Source organism: Mucilaginibacter sp. dw_454 (assembly GCF_018449775.1).
Taxonomy (GTDB): domain Bacteria; phylum Bacteroidota; class Bacteroidia; order Sphingobacteriales; family Sphingobacteriaceae; genus Mucilaginibacter.
This window is the reverse complement of record NZ_JAAVVB010000004.1, coordinates 110,421-128,020: the sequence shown is the minus strand read 5'-3', so window position 1 is coordinate 128,020 and position 17,600 is coordinate 110,421. Positions and strand designations below refer to the sequence as shown.

The following is a 17,600-nucleotide window of genomic DNA, read 5'->3' as shown; positions in this document are numbered from 1 at the left end:
GTCTATGCTAAAAATCCGTGTAAATACCATTGAGGCGCCGCATCATAATGCCCCAAACGAAACAGCCAGTAACGCTGGCCGCTGGTATCTTCAACCGCATAATAATCCCGGTGTTCGCCTTTATCCCGCCACCATTCCCGCTCGATGCGTTCCGGGCCGTCCGCTTTTTCAACTACATGCCGCCTGCCTTTATAGGTGAAGACCTTTGGCGGGTAATCCGGCAGTAATGCCATCACTTCAATGGGTTCAGGTTCACGGAGCATTCGCAGCGGTCGCAGCCGGTCCGTCCGCCATATGGTTGCAGGCGTTTCCTTTAACGAAGCCGCTTCTTTAACCGCGCGTTCCGGCCAGTAGTGTTCCGCAGGCAGGTAACGGTGAATAGCATGGGCACCGATCTTACCCGCCAGTTTGTCCAATAGTTCCGCGAGTGCGGTATCTTGCAGGCCGGGGTTTCCTGCCCATAGTTTCTCCTGGAGCACATCAACATCTTCGACCCGGTATGCTTCCAGTAAAAACAGTTCGATACCTAAAGCGGGTTCAATCTTGTTTATTTGTAATTCAAACAGCTTAAATAAATGGGATACACTATGCGATCCCCGGTTGGTGCTAATACCAGCCTGTACCAACTTGCCATCAATACGGTAACATTTGAGTGTGGCTTTGCGAATACCCTTGCCTTCGGACTGCAAGCGGGTACACAAGCCTTCCAATAGTTTTTGGATAGCGATCTCTATCGCTTTTGCCGTTCTGATGGGTTCCAGGCATGGCAGCCGTTCGGCATAAGGCACCGGCGGCACTAAAGGCGTAATATGCTCATTTTCCAGTCCTAATGCTTGGGCCAGCCTCAATAAAAATCCCTCACCAAAACGCCTGCGCAATACGGTACGCGGTAGCTGCATAAAACTTTTAATAGTGCTGAAACCCAGCTTTTGCAGCTTTTCCAATATAATGGGTTCCAAACGAAGCGCAATGGGCGGCAGGTTTAGCAGGGCCTGTGCCTGCATACCGCTTTCGATTATGGGTGTCTTTTTTCCAAAACGTGCCACAGCCCAGGCAGTGCCAACGGTATCGGCTATAGCTGCACGGGCATCATAACCCGATGCTCGCAACTTGTTAACGATCTCTTTTAAATAGCCCCTTTCGCCGCCCCAAAGATGCGCACAGCCGGAAATATCCAGGATCAGGCCATCCGGCAGGTCAACAGCCACAATGGGTGAATAGCGGATGCACCACAAACCCAATTGCCGTAACAGCTTTGCTTCTTTGCCTGGAATATGATCCAACACCTGCAAATTGGTGGTAATCGCTTTGGCATCTGCCGCCGCCATGCATCTGTAAACGCCTTGTGCTTCGGCAACAGCGTTAGCGGCGGTAATGATGATCCGGTTACGTTCGGGCGCGGCAAAAACAAAAGGCAGGTCTTTGAGTTCCGGCTGTTTCAGGGTCAGCCAGTCTGTCGTCAAATGACGAAACCATATAGCCATAAAGCGTTTTTGCATAACTCATCCGGCCATTAATTCCTGATGTTTGACTACCGGCTTGCTCACCGGCTTAAACCTACCCTGCGACCACTCCATGATCCAGTTACCCGGCTGGCCGTTACGTACCCGTAATAATTCGATCTGCCAACGGGGAAAACCCAATCCCGGTAGGCCGTCCAAAGTTTCGCTTGGCAAAGGCTTGATCTTCCATCGCGCGGCACAAGCGGTAGTACCCATTTTATTTGACCAGTTACGCAGGATAAACCCTGTTACATGGCTTTGCTCAACCGCCAACTGTAACCGCCGTGATTGCTTAAAGTCAATTTCCCGTACTTCACCGACAACCGCCGCCAGTCCCGCGCACTTCAGCGCTTCTTCCATTACCCACAGTACATCCTTATCCTTTGAAAGATTTATAAAGATCACCCTGTCCGGGTCAACGCCGAATACTTTTAAAGTTTGAGGGAAAACATTGCCTGAAAGTCCTATCCATAAGCTGGCCCCGCCGTTTTGCATCAATACCGATAACAATCCGCTTACAAAGCCGCCGCAGGCTGTTGCCTGTTCGGTATTGCCGCATACCAGTTCATGCACAGTGCCCAATGGAAATACACCATTCGGAAAAGCGCCTTCCACCGGGCCTAAGCCTACCAATTCCCGTGTACCTGAAGCCGGTGCCTTATAGCCTTCCCATTGCAAAATATCTTTTTGCAACCGGCTGATCAGTTCTTTTCTATCGGGCGCAGCGGTCATTATCATTAATTCTAAAACGGACAACAAACATAATACTAAAAATATTAGTATTTTAATTAAATTTGAAAAATTATTCAGCGCAAATTGTTTTATCGAAAGGAACAGCGAAAATGAATGCAGAACAATTATGTTTTTTTCCCGAAGCCGGGCAAAGCAAGGGCTTGCCAACCGACTTTTTAGAATACTATCCCGGCTTATTTGGTAAACAGGAAGGCGACTATTTATTACAAAAGTTTATTGCGGGATCGCCCTGGAAACAAAGGGTACAGAAAATATATGATAAGGAAGTGATCACGCCCCGGCTGACCGCCTGGTACGGCGATCCCGGCACCGATTATTCGGTGCTCGGCAAATCCAACCCCTTACCCTGGACGGAAGAATTATTGATGATCAAAAATAAAGTCGAACCCTTAGCAGGTATCAGATTCAACAGCGTATTACTGAATTACTATCGAGATGGTAATGATTCGGTGGCCTGGCACAGCGACCGCGAAAGTGTTTTAGGCAGAAATCCAATCGTTGCTTCGGTGAGTTTCGGACAGGTACGCAGCTTTGATATCCGAAGTAAAACCGATCACAGTGAGAAATATTCAGTCAGGCTGGAGCATGGCTCTTTTTTGCTCATGAAAGCGGGTTTGCAGGAATATTGGGAACACCGGATCGCTAAATCCGTTAAACCGATGAAGGCAAGGGTTAATCTTACTTTCCGGGTTGTGATCTAATTCAGGGAAACAGCTATTTTTCTTACTTCGCAGTTATTTATGCTGAAAAACTGGCCTTTGCATTCCCATAACTTATGGTTTATCCTGCAATTTAATCTAAAAGCAGAACGATCAACTGAAGTTTGCGAATAGATAGCTTATGCTAACAGATGTCCTCACCTTTAAAGAACAATAAGAAACATCACTAAAGCATGAGTGGTGGTAAATATTTCCCTGAAGTTGATGACTTCAGAGTTTTTCACGTTCAACACCGCTTTTTCATAATATTTCATTGGCAATCTCTACTGCTTTCCCAAAGCTCTTTCGGTTGGTTTTATAAAATGGTGGTTAATCTACGTTAGCTTATCCGTATTTTCGCTCTATGCTTAGTCCCGACGATTTTAATACGCTTACCGAAACTGAAAAGGCTGAAGCCGTTTGGCAGGGTAGCTTTTTGGCTGACCGCGAAGAAAACGGGCTAATTATACAATTGCACGCCGTTTCCACCTTTTACGTCGAAGTTTTTTATGATCCCGCAGCGAATAAGATATTGTCATTTCGTTCGTTTACTTCCAAGCATTTACTCACGCCTTACCTGGCGCATATCAAATTTAATCTGCACTGAATGAAAAAGACTTTCTTTTATGCGCTGGCTATCGGCGCCTTATTTCTAATCTCCTGGGGCTTTAAAGGCCACCAGGCCGTAGCGACCATTGCTGAAAACCATTTAACACCGCAGGCGAAAGCCGCGGTAAAAGAATTATTGGGTACGCAAAGCTTATCGGATGTGGCTACGTGGGCCGATGAAGTAAGGAATGAACCTGCCTTTAAAAGCACGGGTGGCTGGCATTTTGTGGATTTACCGCTCGGACTGACCTTCGAGCAGTTCAGTGCCGAAGTCAAAGGGCAGGGCGAGGATAATGTTTACGGAGCGATGCAAAAAGCAAGGATCATCTTAACCCATCCGAAAAGCACCAAAGAACAAAAGATCGAAGCGCTGAAATTCCTCGTCCATTTTGTCGGCGATGCCCACCAGCCCATGCACGTTAGCCGAAAGGAAGATAAAGGCGGTAACACAATTCAGGTACGCTTTGATAACCAGGGCACCAATCTCCATTCGCTTTGGGACAGCAAGCTGATCGATCATCAAGGTTTAACGGTGACCGAAATGAGCAAGCAATACGATAAGGCCACGCCAGCAGAGATTAAGCAATGGCAGGCCGATCAACCCATGCAGTGGCTATGGGAAAGCTATCAAATCACCACCAAACTTTATGCAGAAGTGGAAAAAAATAATAGCCCCGATGATGATTACTATAAAACTCATATTGGGATCATTGAACAACGGATCGACCAGGGCGGTATTCGCTTGGCGGGTGTCCTCAATGATATTTACAGCGGCAAAGTGTATAGCTATACTTTTGCAGCGCCTGTATTGCCCCAGGGCGAAGAGGCAAAACCAGCGGCTCAAACCGGAGGCCCCGCAAAAACTATCGATTTAAAAGACGTGGCTAATCATCTTAATGAAACAGTAACGGTTATCGCCAAGGTTTACGGCATTAAGGATTTCAGCAGCATGATCTTAGTAAACGTAGGCGCAGCTTATCCGGACAGCCCTTTAACCGTCGTGTTAAGAGGCGACGCCAAAGCGTTAAGTACACAAATTGATGGCAAGGCCATCACCGTTACCGGGCAGGTGATTGATTATAAAGGCAAACCGGAGATTGTCGTAACGGATAAAAGCCAATTGAGCATCCGGTAGCCGGAATTCAGCGGTTGATTTCCACCAGCAATACCCAGGAATCGGTCAGCGCCTTAATGATTGACATGGTAATGCCGGGTATCAGCCAGTAAAACCATTAGGATCGCTGGTGAGCAAAAAAACACCGGCCACCAGATAAGGCAATACGGCCAGCTGCGTGAAGACCAGGTTGCGATAAAAATGGTTTTTATACAATTTGATCATTTCCGGGTACATCCGGATATCCATTCGGATACCGGAGATCCAAATGATCAGCCCGCAAACCAGCACTTCAGTCCCCAGCCAGAACGAAGGTTGTTCTTTAATCAGGCAAAAGGAAGATACGATCAGGATATTGGTCATCAGCATCAGCGAACTCAATGCTCTTGCGGGTAAGTGTTTAATGGATAAGATCCGCTGCAGGTTCAGCGAAAGTCCGACGAAGATCAGGCCGGTCAATGTCGCCGCCGCCTCGGCAATGGTTGAAAAGTAACTATCCATGATTGTGACATAAATTTACACAAAATGCTGAAGTAGCCAAAGAGGTATTGTCTAAGTTTGTCTAATAGCTAATGCGGGAACTTCAATACAATCCCATTGCGAACGTAACGCTCACAAGCCAGCAACTAAGCGTAAAAATCATAAACCGTTGGTAATACCCGAACGGCACGCGCTTGTTTTGTCCTCCTTGCCCACGTCCGGTGCGGACTGTCGCCCCGATAAAGCCGAAGCAGCCAATCCATGTCAATATCGCCAGTAGTATTATCCAGCTATGGGCTTGACTCCAAATATCCGTATGCAGCATATCTGTACTTAGAACGGTAACCATTACCGGAAACAACAATATAGCAATAGCGGCAAAAATGTTATGCAAATTGCCACTACGTGTGGTGTTTTCATTGGCTGTAAATACAAGATCAGTCACAAATATTCCTGCACCGGCAATGCTCAGGCCAATTATGGAAAGCAAGATTGACCCAAAATGATGAAGATACGGCCACGTGGCAAAGACGAATACAATACAACCCGTCGCCATGCTTAAAAAAGCCAGCTGCATTATCCAACCATGCTTTCCGCGCGCATATTCGCTACACATGCTGACAGCCGGATTCAGCTGAGGCTTGACGAAGTGGAGCAGCACGATAAGCAGCATCCAAAGCAATGCCGCAGCCCCCGAGATGAGGGCCGCCAGGCGGGATGCGGTGGTAATGTGTTCTTGCATACTGCGCAAAGGTAGCCTGTTTCTCATTGGATTTATTTGAAAAGTTTGTTCAAAATCCACGTCTTAACACTTAATTTACAATAGATTATTTACTTTGCACAGAAGTTTATGTAAATTCGTTTTAAGAAAAAAGCACCGTGGCGAAGCTCAGTAGTCTTTCAGATGGAGAATTATTTGACTTGTTCAAGTCTGGGAGTCATGCTGCATATGAAGAGATTTACAACAGGTATTATGCCGCCCTTTACATCCATGCCTTTAAACGCCTTCAGGAAAGAGAAGAGTGCAGGGATATCATTCAGGAACTTTTTACTAATCTTTGGCTAAAGCGGGAAGAAACCGAATTAAGCGGTCAGCTTTCCGGTTATCTTTATACTTCCGTAAGAAACCGTATTTTCGATTTGCTGGCACGCAAAAAAATAAAATCATCTTATCTGACTTCTATTCAGGAATTTGCGTTGGATGGTCAGGTAACTACAGATTACCGGGTTAGAAAAAATCAACTGGCCGCGATCATCGAACAGGAGATCCAATTACTGCCACCGAGAACCCGCGAGATTTTTGAATTAAGCCGTAAAGGGCACTTTACCCATCGGGAAATTGCCGAACAATTAGAGATTTCCGAGCAAACGGTTAAATCTACCGTAAACAATGCCTTAAAAGTGCTTCGTGTTAAGTTAGGCACAATGTTCACACTCCTTTAATTTTTTTCAATTTCCTTTACCCCCTGGGCCATGGTTCTTCGTCTTTAGGGCTATATGGAACAAAAGGACATTGAAGATTTATTGAAAAAATACCATGCGGGTGAGTGTTCAGCCGAACAGGCGACATTTCTGGAAAGCTGGTATGCCCAATGGAATGAGAAAATTCCAATAAAACTCTCACCCGAGCAACTTGCAGAGGATCTTCAAATCATCAGTAACAATGTACAGCCACTTCAACAGGAAGCTAAGCGAGTTACCTTATGGCCGCGTATTGCCGCCGCAGCTTCCATTTTACTGGTCCTTTCGGCTGGCGGTTATTTTATCCTACATAAGGACAAAGCGCCGGAGCAAGTGGCACAGGTGCAAAAAGTTGATGTATTGCCGGGCAACCAGTCCGCGGTACTGCAATTGTCGAGTGGTAAACAAATTAATTTAAGTACCGCTAAGACCGGTAATATCGCCCAACAGGGTAATACGAATATTACCAAGACGGTTGATAATAAAATTATTTACCAGGCGGGTGCTCCGGCAACCGAATTGGTTTATAATACGGTGACTACCAAACGCGGTAATTTTTATCCGCTGACGCTTTCGGACGGTACGATAGCGATACTGGATGCGGGTTCATCAATTAAATATCCGGTTAGTTTTGTAGGCAATGAAAGACGGGTAGAAATTACAGGACAGGTCTATTTTGAAGTAACACATAATTCAAAAATGCCATTTAAGGTAATTGTCAAGGGCCAGACTATAGAAGACTTGGGTACGCATTTCAATATCAATGCTTATGATGATGAGCCAAATATCAAAACAACGCTAATCGAAGGTAGCGTAAGAATTAACGACCAAAAAACTTTAACACCGGGACAACAGGCCGTTATTGTTAACGGCAATATTAAAATCGAGAAGGCAGATGTCGCACAAACCATTGCCTGGAAAAATGGCTTGTTCAATTTTGACAATATGCCAGTAGCTGAAGCCATGCGCCAGTTATCGCGCTGGTATGATGTGAAGATCGAGTACCCGCAGGGTATCCCGCAGAACGTAATATTCAGCGGTGGTATGCACCGCAATATTAATGCCTCCCAGGTCTTAGACCTGTTAAGTTTCTTTAAAGTACACTTTCAAATAGTAGCAGGATCTGGAGAGAAGAAGATCCTGGTTAAACCATAACATAACCTAAATAGCAGTAAACAGATTGATGAACCCTAAATCCCCAGACAATGAAAAGATATTTACGACAACAAGGCTAAGGCGAAACTAAGGGTTTCCCGCATAAAAACGGCGTAGCCCTCTTGAGTACCCTTGAGAAAAAGAGACTACAACGAAAAAAGCCGCAGCAGTGGTTCGAAGCACTCCTACGGCAAAGTCCGGGTTAATCCTATCCACCGAGGTGGATGAAAACAATTTGTGCAAACTATTTACAGCTTTAACCCAAACGTTACAAAAGTAATGAATTTTACTGCTATTCAGGCAGCGATACGATCGCGTGCCCACCAAATCTATAAGGTTATGAAACTAACGACATTTTTGTTGATCATAGCCCTTGTCCAGGCCAGCGCTAAAGGCTTCAGTCAGAAGATTACTCTTCATGAAACTAAAGCGCCCTTAGAAAAGGTCATCACCACCATCAAGCAACAATCCGGCTATGAATTCCTGTATCTTGACCAGGACCTCAAAAAAGAAACCATCACCGTACAGGTAAATAATGCCAGCATCGACGATGCACTCAAAGCCTGCTTTACCAATACCGATGTGGACTATAAAATTGTAGGCAATAATATCGTATTAAAAAAAACAGAACCAAACTTCCTTGACAAACTCAAAAATCAAATCAAAGCCGAACTCGCTCAGGTAGCCGTTACTGGTAAAGTCACTGACGAACAGGGCAATCCGATGATCGGTGTCACTATTAAGATCAAAGATACCCAACAAGCGACTGCCACCGACAAAAACGGTGTTTATAGCATCACTGTCCCTAATGATAATACTGTAATTGTGTTTTCCTTCATTGGTTTTGAAAGTCAAGAACTAAGGGCAAGAGATATTTCATCCGGCTCTACAATAATGCTGAAAGCAACAGCAACTAACCTTCACGAAGTATATATAAATAAAGGACCCTATACCGAAAAAGAAGAACTATCAACCAGCAGCACAAGCAGGGTTACAGCAAAAGAAATTGAACAACAACCGGTGACCAATATATTACAGGCCTTAGAAGGTCGCGTACCAGGTTTACAAATCACTCAATTAAATGGACAGCCTGGTGGAGGTTTTACAGTACAAATACGGGGTCAAAATAGTATCAGACAAGGTAATAATCCTTATTATATAATTGATGGAGTTCCTTTCGATTCAACTTTGCCGACTACAAGTAGCGGTAATGGACTATTAAATAATTCTCTTGATAAAGGCAATCCATTGAATTTCATTAATCCTTACGATATAGAAAGTGTTGAAGTTTTAAAAGATGCTGATGCAACTGCGATTTACGGTAGTCGTGGAGCTAACGGTGTAATTCTAATAAAAACCAAAAGTGGAAAGGCCGGCCCAATGCGGGCAGACGTCACATTTAATTCCGGATTTAGCAGCCAAGCCCGTAGTTTACCAGTAATGAACACTCAACAATATATAATGATGCGGCAGGAAGCATTCAAAAATGATGGCGCATTGCCCGTTTCGTCCGACCATGACATTAATGGGGATTGGGATATGAACAGCTACACTAATTGGCAAAAAGTGTTGACTCAAAACCCAGCCCCTTATTTAAACGCACAAGCTTCAGTTTCGGGTGGCAATACTAACACTCAGTATATAGCCAGCACAGACTATTACCGTCAATCTACCCCGTTTCCAACACAAATCGCAGGTGACGGTGCAGATCAAAAAGCTTCTTTCCATTTGGGCTTAAATACCACTTCGTCTGATCAAAAGTTAAAAATAACTTTCAATGGCTCTTATGTGTCTGATAAAAACACAGTGCAATCAGCCGACCTAAGCGGGTCCCGACTTTTGCCACCAAATGCACCAGAGATATTTAACTCCAATGGGACTCTAAATTGGGCACCGCTTATTCCCGGACAAGCGGGTACTTGGACTAATCCATATGCCGGTCTTTATGTTGGCTATAAGGGAAATACATCTAGTTTAGTGGCCCATACGGTTTTAAGTTACCAGATATTGAAAAACTTAACAGTAAGTACAAGTATTGGTTATACAAACACCCAAACAGATGAGGTACAAACAACGCCGACAATAAGCATGGACCCGGGCACCAATCCGACTTCAGGAAGCTCAAAATTTAACGAAATCAATTCACATTCTTTTAATATCGAACCTCAAATTAATTATAATTTGAATATAAAGAATGGTAGACTTAATACATTGCTTGGGGGTACATTTCAATCAAATAATGCGTTTGTAAATCAATTAAACTCTAGTAATTTTTCGAGTGATGCTGTGCTTGCAAATCCCCAGGCAGCTGGGACAACTACCATTGGCAGTAATGCAACACAATATAAGTATGAATCGGTTTATGTTCGTTTGGGATATACATTAGAAGATAAATACCTAATTAATTTAACTGCTCGGAGGGATGGTAGCAGTCGTTTTGGACCAGCCTCGCAATTCGGTAATTTTGGTTCCATAGGCGCAGGTTGGGTCTTTGGAAAGGAAAAGTTTATTGAAGATAATTTTCCTATTCTGAGTTTTGGTAAAATCAGAGGCAGCTATGCAGTTACCGGGAGCGACCAAATACCCGACTATAGCTTCATAGAATTATATAGTATTACTGGGAGTCCTTACAATGGGGTTAAAGGTACATATCCGTCAGGTATTTTAAATCCATCATTAGCGTGGGAAATAGATAAAAAACTGGACGGTGGTATTGAATTGGGTTTTTTTAATAACCGGATCAATATATCAGCCAGCTTTTATCGCAATCGTTCAAATAATCAATTATTACCGACTCCGCTGCCTTCTGTGACTGGTTTTGGCACAATCAATTCTAATTTACCGGCATCAGTCGAAAATACCGGACAGGAATATGTATTGCAAACCATTAACATAAAATCAGGTAGTTTCAACTGGCAAAGCTCTTTCAATATAACATTAAATCGAAATAAATTAATTTCATTTCCCGGTCTATCAACTTCGACTTACTCTAGTCAATTGGTTATAGGTGAACCATTGACTGTTATCAAGGCATTTAAAATGATTGGGGTCAATCCCGCGACTGGACTATATCAATTTGAAAATGCAAGTGGCCAGCTGACATATAATCCAAATTCTGCAGTAGATAAAATAAGTTATATTAATACAAATCCTCAATTTTTTGGAGGCTTCGGCAATACTTTTGACTATAAAGGATTCAGTTTAAATTTTCTTTTTCAATTTGTCAAGCAAACTGGAAAAAACCTATTTAGTGGCTCTATAATGCCAGGTAAATTTGGTAGCAACCAGCCTTTAGATTTCTTAAACCATTGGGAGAAACCTGGCGACCAGGCAAAATATGAACTATATACTCAGAGCCAAAGTGGTTCAAACCAAGCTTATAGGGATTTTATCTATGCACAACAGTCTGATTTTAGTTATAGCGACGCGTCATTTATCCGGTTGAAAACTCTGCACTTTTCCTGGACATTACCACTACAACTGGACAAAGCTTTACATTTTCAAAGCGGTCAATTATTTATAGAAGGGCAGAACTTATTAACGTTTACCAACTATATCGGCATCGATCCAGAAACCCAGGCATTTACGCTTCCTCCTATGCGCATCTTTACTTTAGGTTTTGATGTGAGGTTTTAAATAATAAATAATTAAAAAGTAATTTATGAAAAATTATTCTATTTGTAAGAATGTCCGAAAGCAAATAAGCATTCTTAAAAAACATATACAACGCGTATCAATCGTGCTATTTACAGCACTAACTTTTACCGGTTGTAAAAAATGGATAGCAGTTGATCCACCGATTACCCAAGTGTCTGCTGGCAGTATTTATGCTAACAACGCAAGCGCCTCCAGTGTAATGACTGGTGTATACGATCAAATGATTAGTTCAGCAGGATTAACAGATGGAACAAATAGCATCAGTTTTCTTGATGGTTTAGCGGCTGATGAACTAACTAATTATACTACCAACACAATTCAAGTTCAATTTTATCAGAACGCGCTTACCAGTAGTGCAGCAATTGGTGGAGGTTCCAATGGCTATTTTTGGACGGAGTTATACAAAGAAGTATACGCCTGTAATGCTGTATTGGTAGGATTGAATGCATCTTCGAATGTTACTCAGTCTATGAAACAACAACTTACCGGTGAAGCCAAATTTATGCGGGCTTTTCTTTATTTCTATGCTGTTAATCTATACGGTGATGTGCCTTTGGTATTAACTACTGATTATCAAACTAATAAGCAGATCAGTCGAGCATCAAAAACCGATGTTTTTAAACAAATCATACAAGATCTTTTGGATGCACAGTCAGCCTTAAGCGACCATTATGTTGATCAAAATGGAAATATAACGACAGAAAAAATCCGACCAAATAAGTGGGCAGCCACTGCGCTTCTGGCAAGAGCTTATTTATACTTAGGCGACTGGAAAGATGCTGAAATTCAAGCTACGAATGTAATCGGTAGTACAACCTTTAGTCTCCCCACAGATTTGACCCAAGTATTTAAAATGAATAATTCAGAAGCTATACTTCAATTTCATCCGGTTTTAACGGGCATTACAAATACGCAGTTAGCTTACTATTTTGTATTAACTTCAGCTCCCGGAACTGGAGTTTTTTGGGTAGCCATGAGTCCACAGCTTCAAAATGCCTTCGAACCCAATGACAAGCGCTTCAGTAATTGGGTGGGTTCGCTCACAACTGGTGGAAAAACTTATCTATATCCTTATAAGTATCGGGCAAATGTCCAAGGTTCTCAAGTGTCCGAATATCTTGTGATTTTGCGTTTAGCAGAACAATATCTCATCCGTGCTGAAGCCCGAGCGCAACAAAACAACGCTTCTGGTGCACAGGCGGATTTAAATACTATCAGGACAAGGGCAGGATTGCCGAATACGACAGCAACCGACCAGGCATCTTTGTTGACGGCGGTGCTTCATGAGCGACAGGTCGAGCTTTTTACAGAGTGGGGCCATCGTTGGTTTGATCTTATCCGTACGGGAAACATCAATTCCGTTATGGGGTCACCGGGTAATATTTGCGCTGCAAAAGGTGGAACCTGGAGTTCCAATTCAATATTGGTGCCTCTGCCACAGCAGGAATTATTGCTTGATCCCAATTTAAAGCAGAATCCCGGATACTAAATTATTCATTTTAACCAGTTCTGCAGGCTATTAGCATGTTGAGCTAAACAGCACCTATATTTTATGGGTATAGGAACTTTTTTATTCAAAATTTAAACTAAAAAGATGAAACAGCAAAAATTAAGTGGTTGGATTTTAGTAATTTTTATTGTATTCCTGCTGCCAGCATTAAGTCTGGCACAAACTCAAACTACCGGGATCAAGTTTGAAACTGGTCTAAATTGGGAACAGGTAAAGGCCAAAGCAAAAGCTGAAAATAAATACATATTTATTGATTGTTATGCGACTTGGTGCGGACCTTGTAAAATTATGGACGCAGAGGTTTTCCCTAAAAAAGAAGTAGGTGAATATTTCAATGCTCATTTTATCAATGTAAAGGTACAGATAGACAGGACTGTACAGGATGCCGCTGCCGTAAAGGCTTGGTACAATGACGCCAAGCAATTGGAAACAACATACGAGATACACGCGTTTCCCAGCTATTTATTTTTTTCTTCAGATGGGAATGCTGTCCATTATGTAGTCGGTGCAAGAGATACGAAAACATTTATCAGCCGGGCAAAAGACGCATTAGATCCGGATAAACAATATTATTCGATGATGGCGCATTGGAGTGAACACACTACGGATTCTGCTTATTTATATCGTGCAATGAATGTGGCCCATGATAATTACAACGAACGGGCGGCAAAGGTGATAGGTGACGCATATTTAAAAAATTTAAAAGACCCCTTCTCAATTGATAATCTGGTTGCAATTCGCAAAACCATTTCCTCTAGTAACGACCCGGGTTTCCAAATTTTTGTTAGTAATGAAGAAAAGATCAATGCTATAATGAAAAACCCGGCGGCGACTTTTTTTGTTATTGCGCCTATTATTTATAGCGAAGATATAAAACCACAAGTGCTGAAAACCGGTATTGAGACAAATTGGAAAAAGTTAGAAGGAATAGTTAAGGTTAGATACCCTAAATTGGCTATATGGAAGGCAACCTCAATAGACTCTGCTTTTTTTTCTTATTTCCTTGCATCGGCGGAACAAGCCGAAGACAAAGAAATTGGTAAAATTATAGGAGGGGTTTATTTAAAATATTGTAACGGGACACTTACAAAGAGTGAGATTCAATTAATCGTTAATTGTGTAACAAGTTCACAAGACCAAGGCTTCCAATGGCTGGTAAAAAATAGGCTAAAAGCTAACAAAACTATTGGGAAGAACTACGTCGAAACTATTTTGAGCCGTGTTGTTGTTAATGAAGAGGTAGCACCTCTTTTTTCAAACACTTCTGACCCTATCAATTATAACGCATTACTAACCAGTCTCCGCCGAAAATTTCAATATCTCGATACAACACTGAGGGGAGCTATTGACGCAAAATTTATGGGTCAAACTATATCAGAAATAGGTGACATGACCAAACAAAAATCGCTCTCAGTGACCGATTGGGACAGTATTGTAAAAAAATTGGCGGTAAGATTCCCTGGCTACGACTATCAATTTCCTTTATTAGTGTTCCAAATGAATTATTACGCACGCAAGGAAAAGTGGCCGGAATGTGAAAGACTTACTTTCCTGTTACTTCAAAAGTATGGTAATAAGATAAGTCCTCCTTTATTAAATCATTTGGGTTGGTATTTTATTTTCTTGCACGCCTCGGATGTAAACGTTATTGAAGAAACGAGCAAATGGATGAGGTTAGCGCTTATTCAGTATCCAAAAGAGAGTGCTTATGTGGATACCTATGCAAATTTATTATATAAAATAGGCCACGTATCTGAGGCTATTCAATGGGAAAATAGGGCGATTGAAATGGTTTCAAGTAGTGATCCGGATAAATTCATTAGCCAATTTCAAAATACGCTAATTAAAATGAAGAAAGGAGAACCGACATGGTCGCAAATAAATTAATTTATGTCAAACATCCTAAATTTAATCTTCCATTGGATATACCGCTGATTTTTACTGTTTGCAAAACTAATTCACTTTTTATGTTTTTACTGTTGGTTTTAACATTGACGGCAAATTTTTCTACCGCGCAAAATAAGCCAATTGACGTTGCTGCATGTTCCAATTGGCCGAATATTATTGCTCCAGCTATTAGTAACAACGGCCGTTATATAGCTTATGTCGTTGATTCTGCTAAAAAAAATGAAATAGTAATACAAGCAGCCAACAAATCATGGAACAAGAAAGTTTCTGTAAATGCAAGTTCTACTCAGAAACTCTCCTTCTCAGATGACAGCCGTTGGCTTATTTTTAATAAAGCAAGCGATACTATTGGGATAATTGACATAAACACTAAAACGGAAACTTACATAAGCCAAATAAGATTAGGGAAATTCAGATTATTGAGTATAAAAGACGATCAATGGCTGGTCTATCAAAAAAGCAATTCCATCAATGAATTAGTGCTATTTAACTTGAATAACAGGCAAAATAAAGTCTTTGCAAATGTGGATGATTTTTTTTTCAGCGAAGATGGAGTCACTTTGGTTACTAAAAATAGCTTGGTACAAAATGGTACCAAAAGATACGATGTATCCATTAGCAATATTTCAACAAGTAAATCGTCTATCATCGCCAACAATTGTAATCCTTCCAATTTTGTCTTAGACAAAAAGGGGCGCTCACTTGCTTTTATTGATGAAATGTCGGTTAACTCGCAAAGCGCAAGGACGATTCGATACTTCAACTCAACCCTAGATAGTGCTGAAATATTAATTAGCCCATCGACAGCCGGAATGAATGAAATGGAATTATCAAAAGCAAGTATTGTATTCAACACTTCAGGTGACAAGATTTTCTTTAATATTCAAAACAGGAATTTTTCCACCCGCCCGCAAATGCCGGATACATTTGCAAAAGTTGATATTTTAAACTACAAAAATAATCTTAAACATATTTCCAAGGTTAAAATCGGGTCGTTTTTAGCATCTTATGATTTAAACAGCCCATCAAGACAAGTTGTTAGGCTCGGCCAGGATTCAGATATCGTTCTTGATAATAATGGAAAATACTTGCTGGTTACTAATATATCATGGACTTACCCTGAATATGATTCAAAGACTACTGCGCATGCCAAGGTTCAACTTGTTTCCACCACAGATGGGTCAAGGACTTTAATTATGTGTGGATTATTTGGATATTATCCCTCTTTTTCCTTAAATGGGAAATACGCGATTTGGTTTGATAGCAAAAAAAAGGCTTGGTTTACCTATAATCTTAAAAACAAAGCTGTAACAAATATAAGTAAACGGCTAAACCTACCTACCTATCAGGAATCAGATATTCCATCATTTGCTCGTCCTTATAATATAATTGGATGGACAAAAAACGATGCCTCAGTATTAATCCAAGATCGGTTTGATATATGGTCGGTCGATCCCACCGGAATTGGATGGCCGGTTAATATAACCTTGGGAATCGGAGTTCGGAATAATATTCAACTGCGATATTTAAATTTCAATGATAGCAGTAAGGATCCAATTAACCTAAATGATACTCTGATCTTTTCGGCATTTAATATTCATACTAAGCAAAATGGTTTTTTAAAAATCTGCCTGCACAATAAATTTAAGTATGAGAAATTAAAAATAGAATCTAAGCTTTATTATTTGCCTGATGACCTCTATATCCCTGCAATTTCTGGTTTGGCAAATCGGATGTTGCCATTGAAGGCAAGCCTGGCAAATACCTATTTATTAACCTTTATGACGTCGACAGATTATCCTAATCTGGTTTTAACTCATGATTTCATCGATTTTACTCCCATGACTGAGTTCGCACCTCAAAAAAATTATAATTGGTATACTTCGGAGCTGATTAATTGGAAGCTGCCAAACGGTAAAAGCGCTGATGGCATATTGTATAAACCGGAAAATTTTGATAAACGTAAGAAATACCCGCTTATTTTTTATTATTATGAAAGGGCTTCGGCTTTTTTAAATGCATTTATATTCCCGGAATTATCTAATGGGTCGCTGAATATTCCATGGTTTGTAAGTAGGGGATATTTAGTGGTGGTGCCAGATATATACAATAAATCCGGCTATCCTGGTAAAAGTGCTTTCAATTCAGTTGTTTCTGCAGCAAATTACCTCACTAAATTTAAGTGGGTTGATCCTAAACGTTTAGGATTGCAGGGGCATAGTCACGGAGGATTTGAAACGAATTACATCGTAAGTCATTCATCTATTTTCGCAGCTGCGTCTACCGCAGAAGGTGTTAGCAATTTGATCAATACCTACAATCGCGATAACAATAGTTGGAAGTATTATGAAAGTGGTCAAGGCCGGATGGGCATCTCAGTATGGAAACGACCAGATCTCTATATTGAAAATTCCTCAATATTCAGCGCAGATAAAGTAACCGCCCCACTCCTTATCCTTCATAATAAACAGGATCCTATTGTGCTTTATAGTCAAGGGTCGGAATGGTTCAATGCTTTGAATAGTTTGGAAAAAAAGGTATGGATGTTATCATATGATGGCGAGCAGCATTCATTAAAACAGGAAAAGAATAAAGTAGATTATACAACCCGATTACAGCAATTTTTCGACTGCTATTTAAAAAACGCTCCACCCGCAAAATGGATGACAACTGTTATTCCAACGGAATCAAAGGGCAGGTTGTCTGGGTTAGAGTTGGACACAACAGGAACTCAGCCTTAATAGCAGCCTCTC

General features: G+C 41.5%; 13 protein-coding genes. 9 read left to right on the top strand and 4 right to left on the bottom strand.

Annotated features, from left to right (window positions below):
• Window positions 1–2: 2 nt before the first annotated feature.
• Together HB679_RS14000 and HB679_RS13995 are read right to left on the bottom strand one after the other, a co-directional pair.
• Window positions 3–1,484 carry a DNA polymerase Y family protein gene (locus tag HB679_RS14000; RefSeq protein ID WP_346345155.1) on the bottom strand — a complete coding sequence of 494 codons (1,482 nt, stop codon included), beginning with the start codon at window positions 1,482–1,484 and terminating at the stop codon, window positions 3–5.
• Between the two features lie 18 nt (window positions 1,485–1,502).
• Window positions 1,503–2,234 carry an Error-prone repair protein ImuA gene (locus tag HB679_RS13995; RefSeq protein WP_214072624.1) on the bottom strand — a complete coding sequence of 244 codons (732 nt, stop codon included), beginning with the start codon at window positions 2,232–2,234 and terminating at the stop codon, window positions 1,503–1,505.
• 110 nt (window positions 2,235–2,344) lie between these two features.
• On the opposite strand from HB679_RS13995, the gene HB679_RS13990 reads away from it, so the two are divergent.
• From HB679_RS13990 to HB679_RS13980, 3 genes are all read left to right on the top strand, one after another.
• Window positions 2,345–2,956 (top strand): alpha-ketoglutarate-dependent dioxygenase AlkB, encoded by a 612-nt coding sequence (locus tag HB679_RS13990; RefSeq protein WP_214072623.1) that lies wholly within the window; start codon window positions 2,345–2,347, stop codon window positions 2,954–2,956.
• Window positions 2,957–3,317: 361 nt separating this feature from the next.
• Window positions 3,318–3,560 (top strand): hypothetical protein, encoded by a 243-nt coding sequence (locus HB679_RS13985; protein WP_214072622.1) that lies wholly within the window; start codon window positions 3,318–3,320, stop codon window positions 3,558–3,560.
• Window positions 3,561–4,697 (top strand): S1/P1 nuclease, encoded by a 1,137-nt coding sequence (locus tag HB679_RS13980; RefSeq protein WP_214072621.1) that lies wholly within the window; start codon window positions 3,561–3,563, stop codon window positions 4,695–4,697.
• Between the two features lie 81 nt (window positions 4,698–4,778).
• Here the strand turns inward: HB679_RS13980 and HB679_RS13975 are convergent, their stop codons facing one another.
• A complete protein-coding gene (locus HB679_RS13975) occupies window positions 4,779–5,177 on the bottom strand; it encodes a hypothetical protein (RefSeq protein ID WP_214072620.1) in 399 nt (132 codons plus the stop codon).
• 82 nt (window positions 5,178–5,259) lie between these two features.
• Window positions 5,260–5,898 (bottom strand): DUF998 domain-containing protein, encoded by a 639-nt coding sequence (locus HB679_RS13970; RefSeq protein ID WP_214072619.1) that lies wholly within the window; start codon window positions 5,896–5,898, stop codon window positions 5,260–5,262.
• A 137-nt stretch (window positions 5,899–6,035) separates the two neighbouring features.
• On the opposite strand from HB679_RS13970, the gene HB679_RS13965 reads away from it, so the two are divergent.
• The 6 genes from HB679_RS13965 (at window position 6,036) to HB679_RS13940 (ending at window position 17,588) form a co-directional block, all read left to right on the top strand.
• Window positions 6,036–6,599 carry an RNA polymerase sigma-70 factor gene (locus tag HB679_RS13965; RefSeq protein WP_214072618.1) on the top strand — a complete coding sequence of 188 codons (564 nt, stop codon included), beginning with the start codon at window positions 6,036–6,038 and terminating at the stop codon, window positions 6,597–6,599.
• Window positions 6,600–6,653: 54 nt separating this feature from the next.
• Entirely contained in the window at window positions 6,654–7,772 is a 1,119-nt protein-coding gene (locus tag HB679_RS13960) for a FecR family protein (protein ID WP_214072617.1), read from the top strand.
• Between the two features lie 279 nt (window positions 7,773–8,051).
• On the top strand, window positions 8,052–11,408 hold the full coding sequence (locus HB679_RS13955; protein ID WP_214072616.1) for a SusC/RagA family TonB-linked outer membrane protein: 3,357 nt from the start codon (window positions 8,052–8,054) through the stop codon (window positions 11,406–11,408).
• A 25-nt stretch (window positions 11,409–11,433) separates the two neighbouring features.
• On the top strand, window positions 11,434–12,918 hold the full coding sequence (locus tag HB679_RS13950; protein ID WP_214072615.1) for a RagB/SusD family nutrient uptake outer membrane protein: 1,485 nt from the start codon (window positions 11,434–11,436) through the stop codon (window positions 12,916–12,918).
• Window positions 12,919–13,023: 105 nt separating this feature from the next.
• Complete coding sequence (locus HB679_RS13945) at window positions 13,024–14,826, top strand: thioredoxin fold domain-containing protein (protein ID WP_214072614.1); 1,803 nt, start codon at window positions 13,024–13,026, stop codon at window positions 14,824–14,826.
• Window positions 14,808–17,588 carry a prolyl oligopeptidase family serine peptidase gene (locus HB679_RS13940; RefSeq protein ID WP_214072613.1) on the top strand — a complete coding sequence of 927 codons (2,781 nt, stop codon included), beginning with the start codon at window positions 14,808–14,810 and terminating at the stop codon, window positions 17,586–17,588. The genes HB679_RS13945 and HB679_RS13940 overlap by 19 nt, the downstream gene beginning before the upstream one ends.
• The last annotated feature ends 12 nt before the right edge of the window (window positions 17,589–17,600 follow it).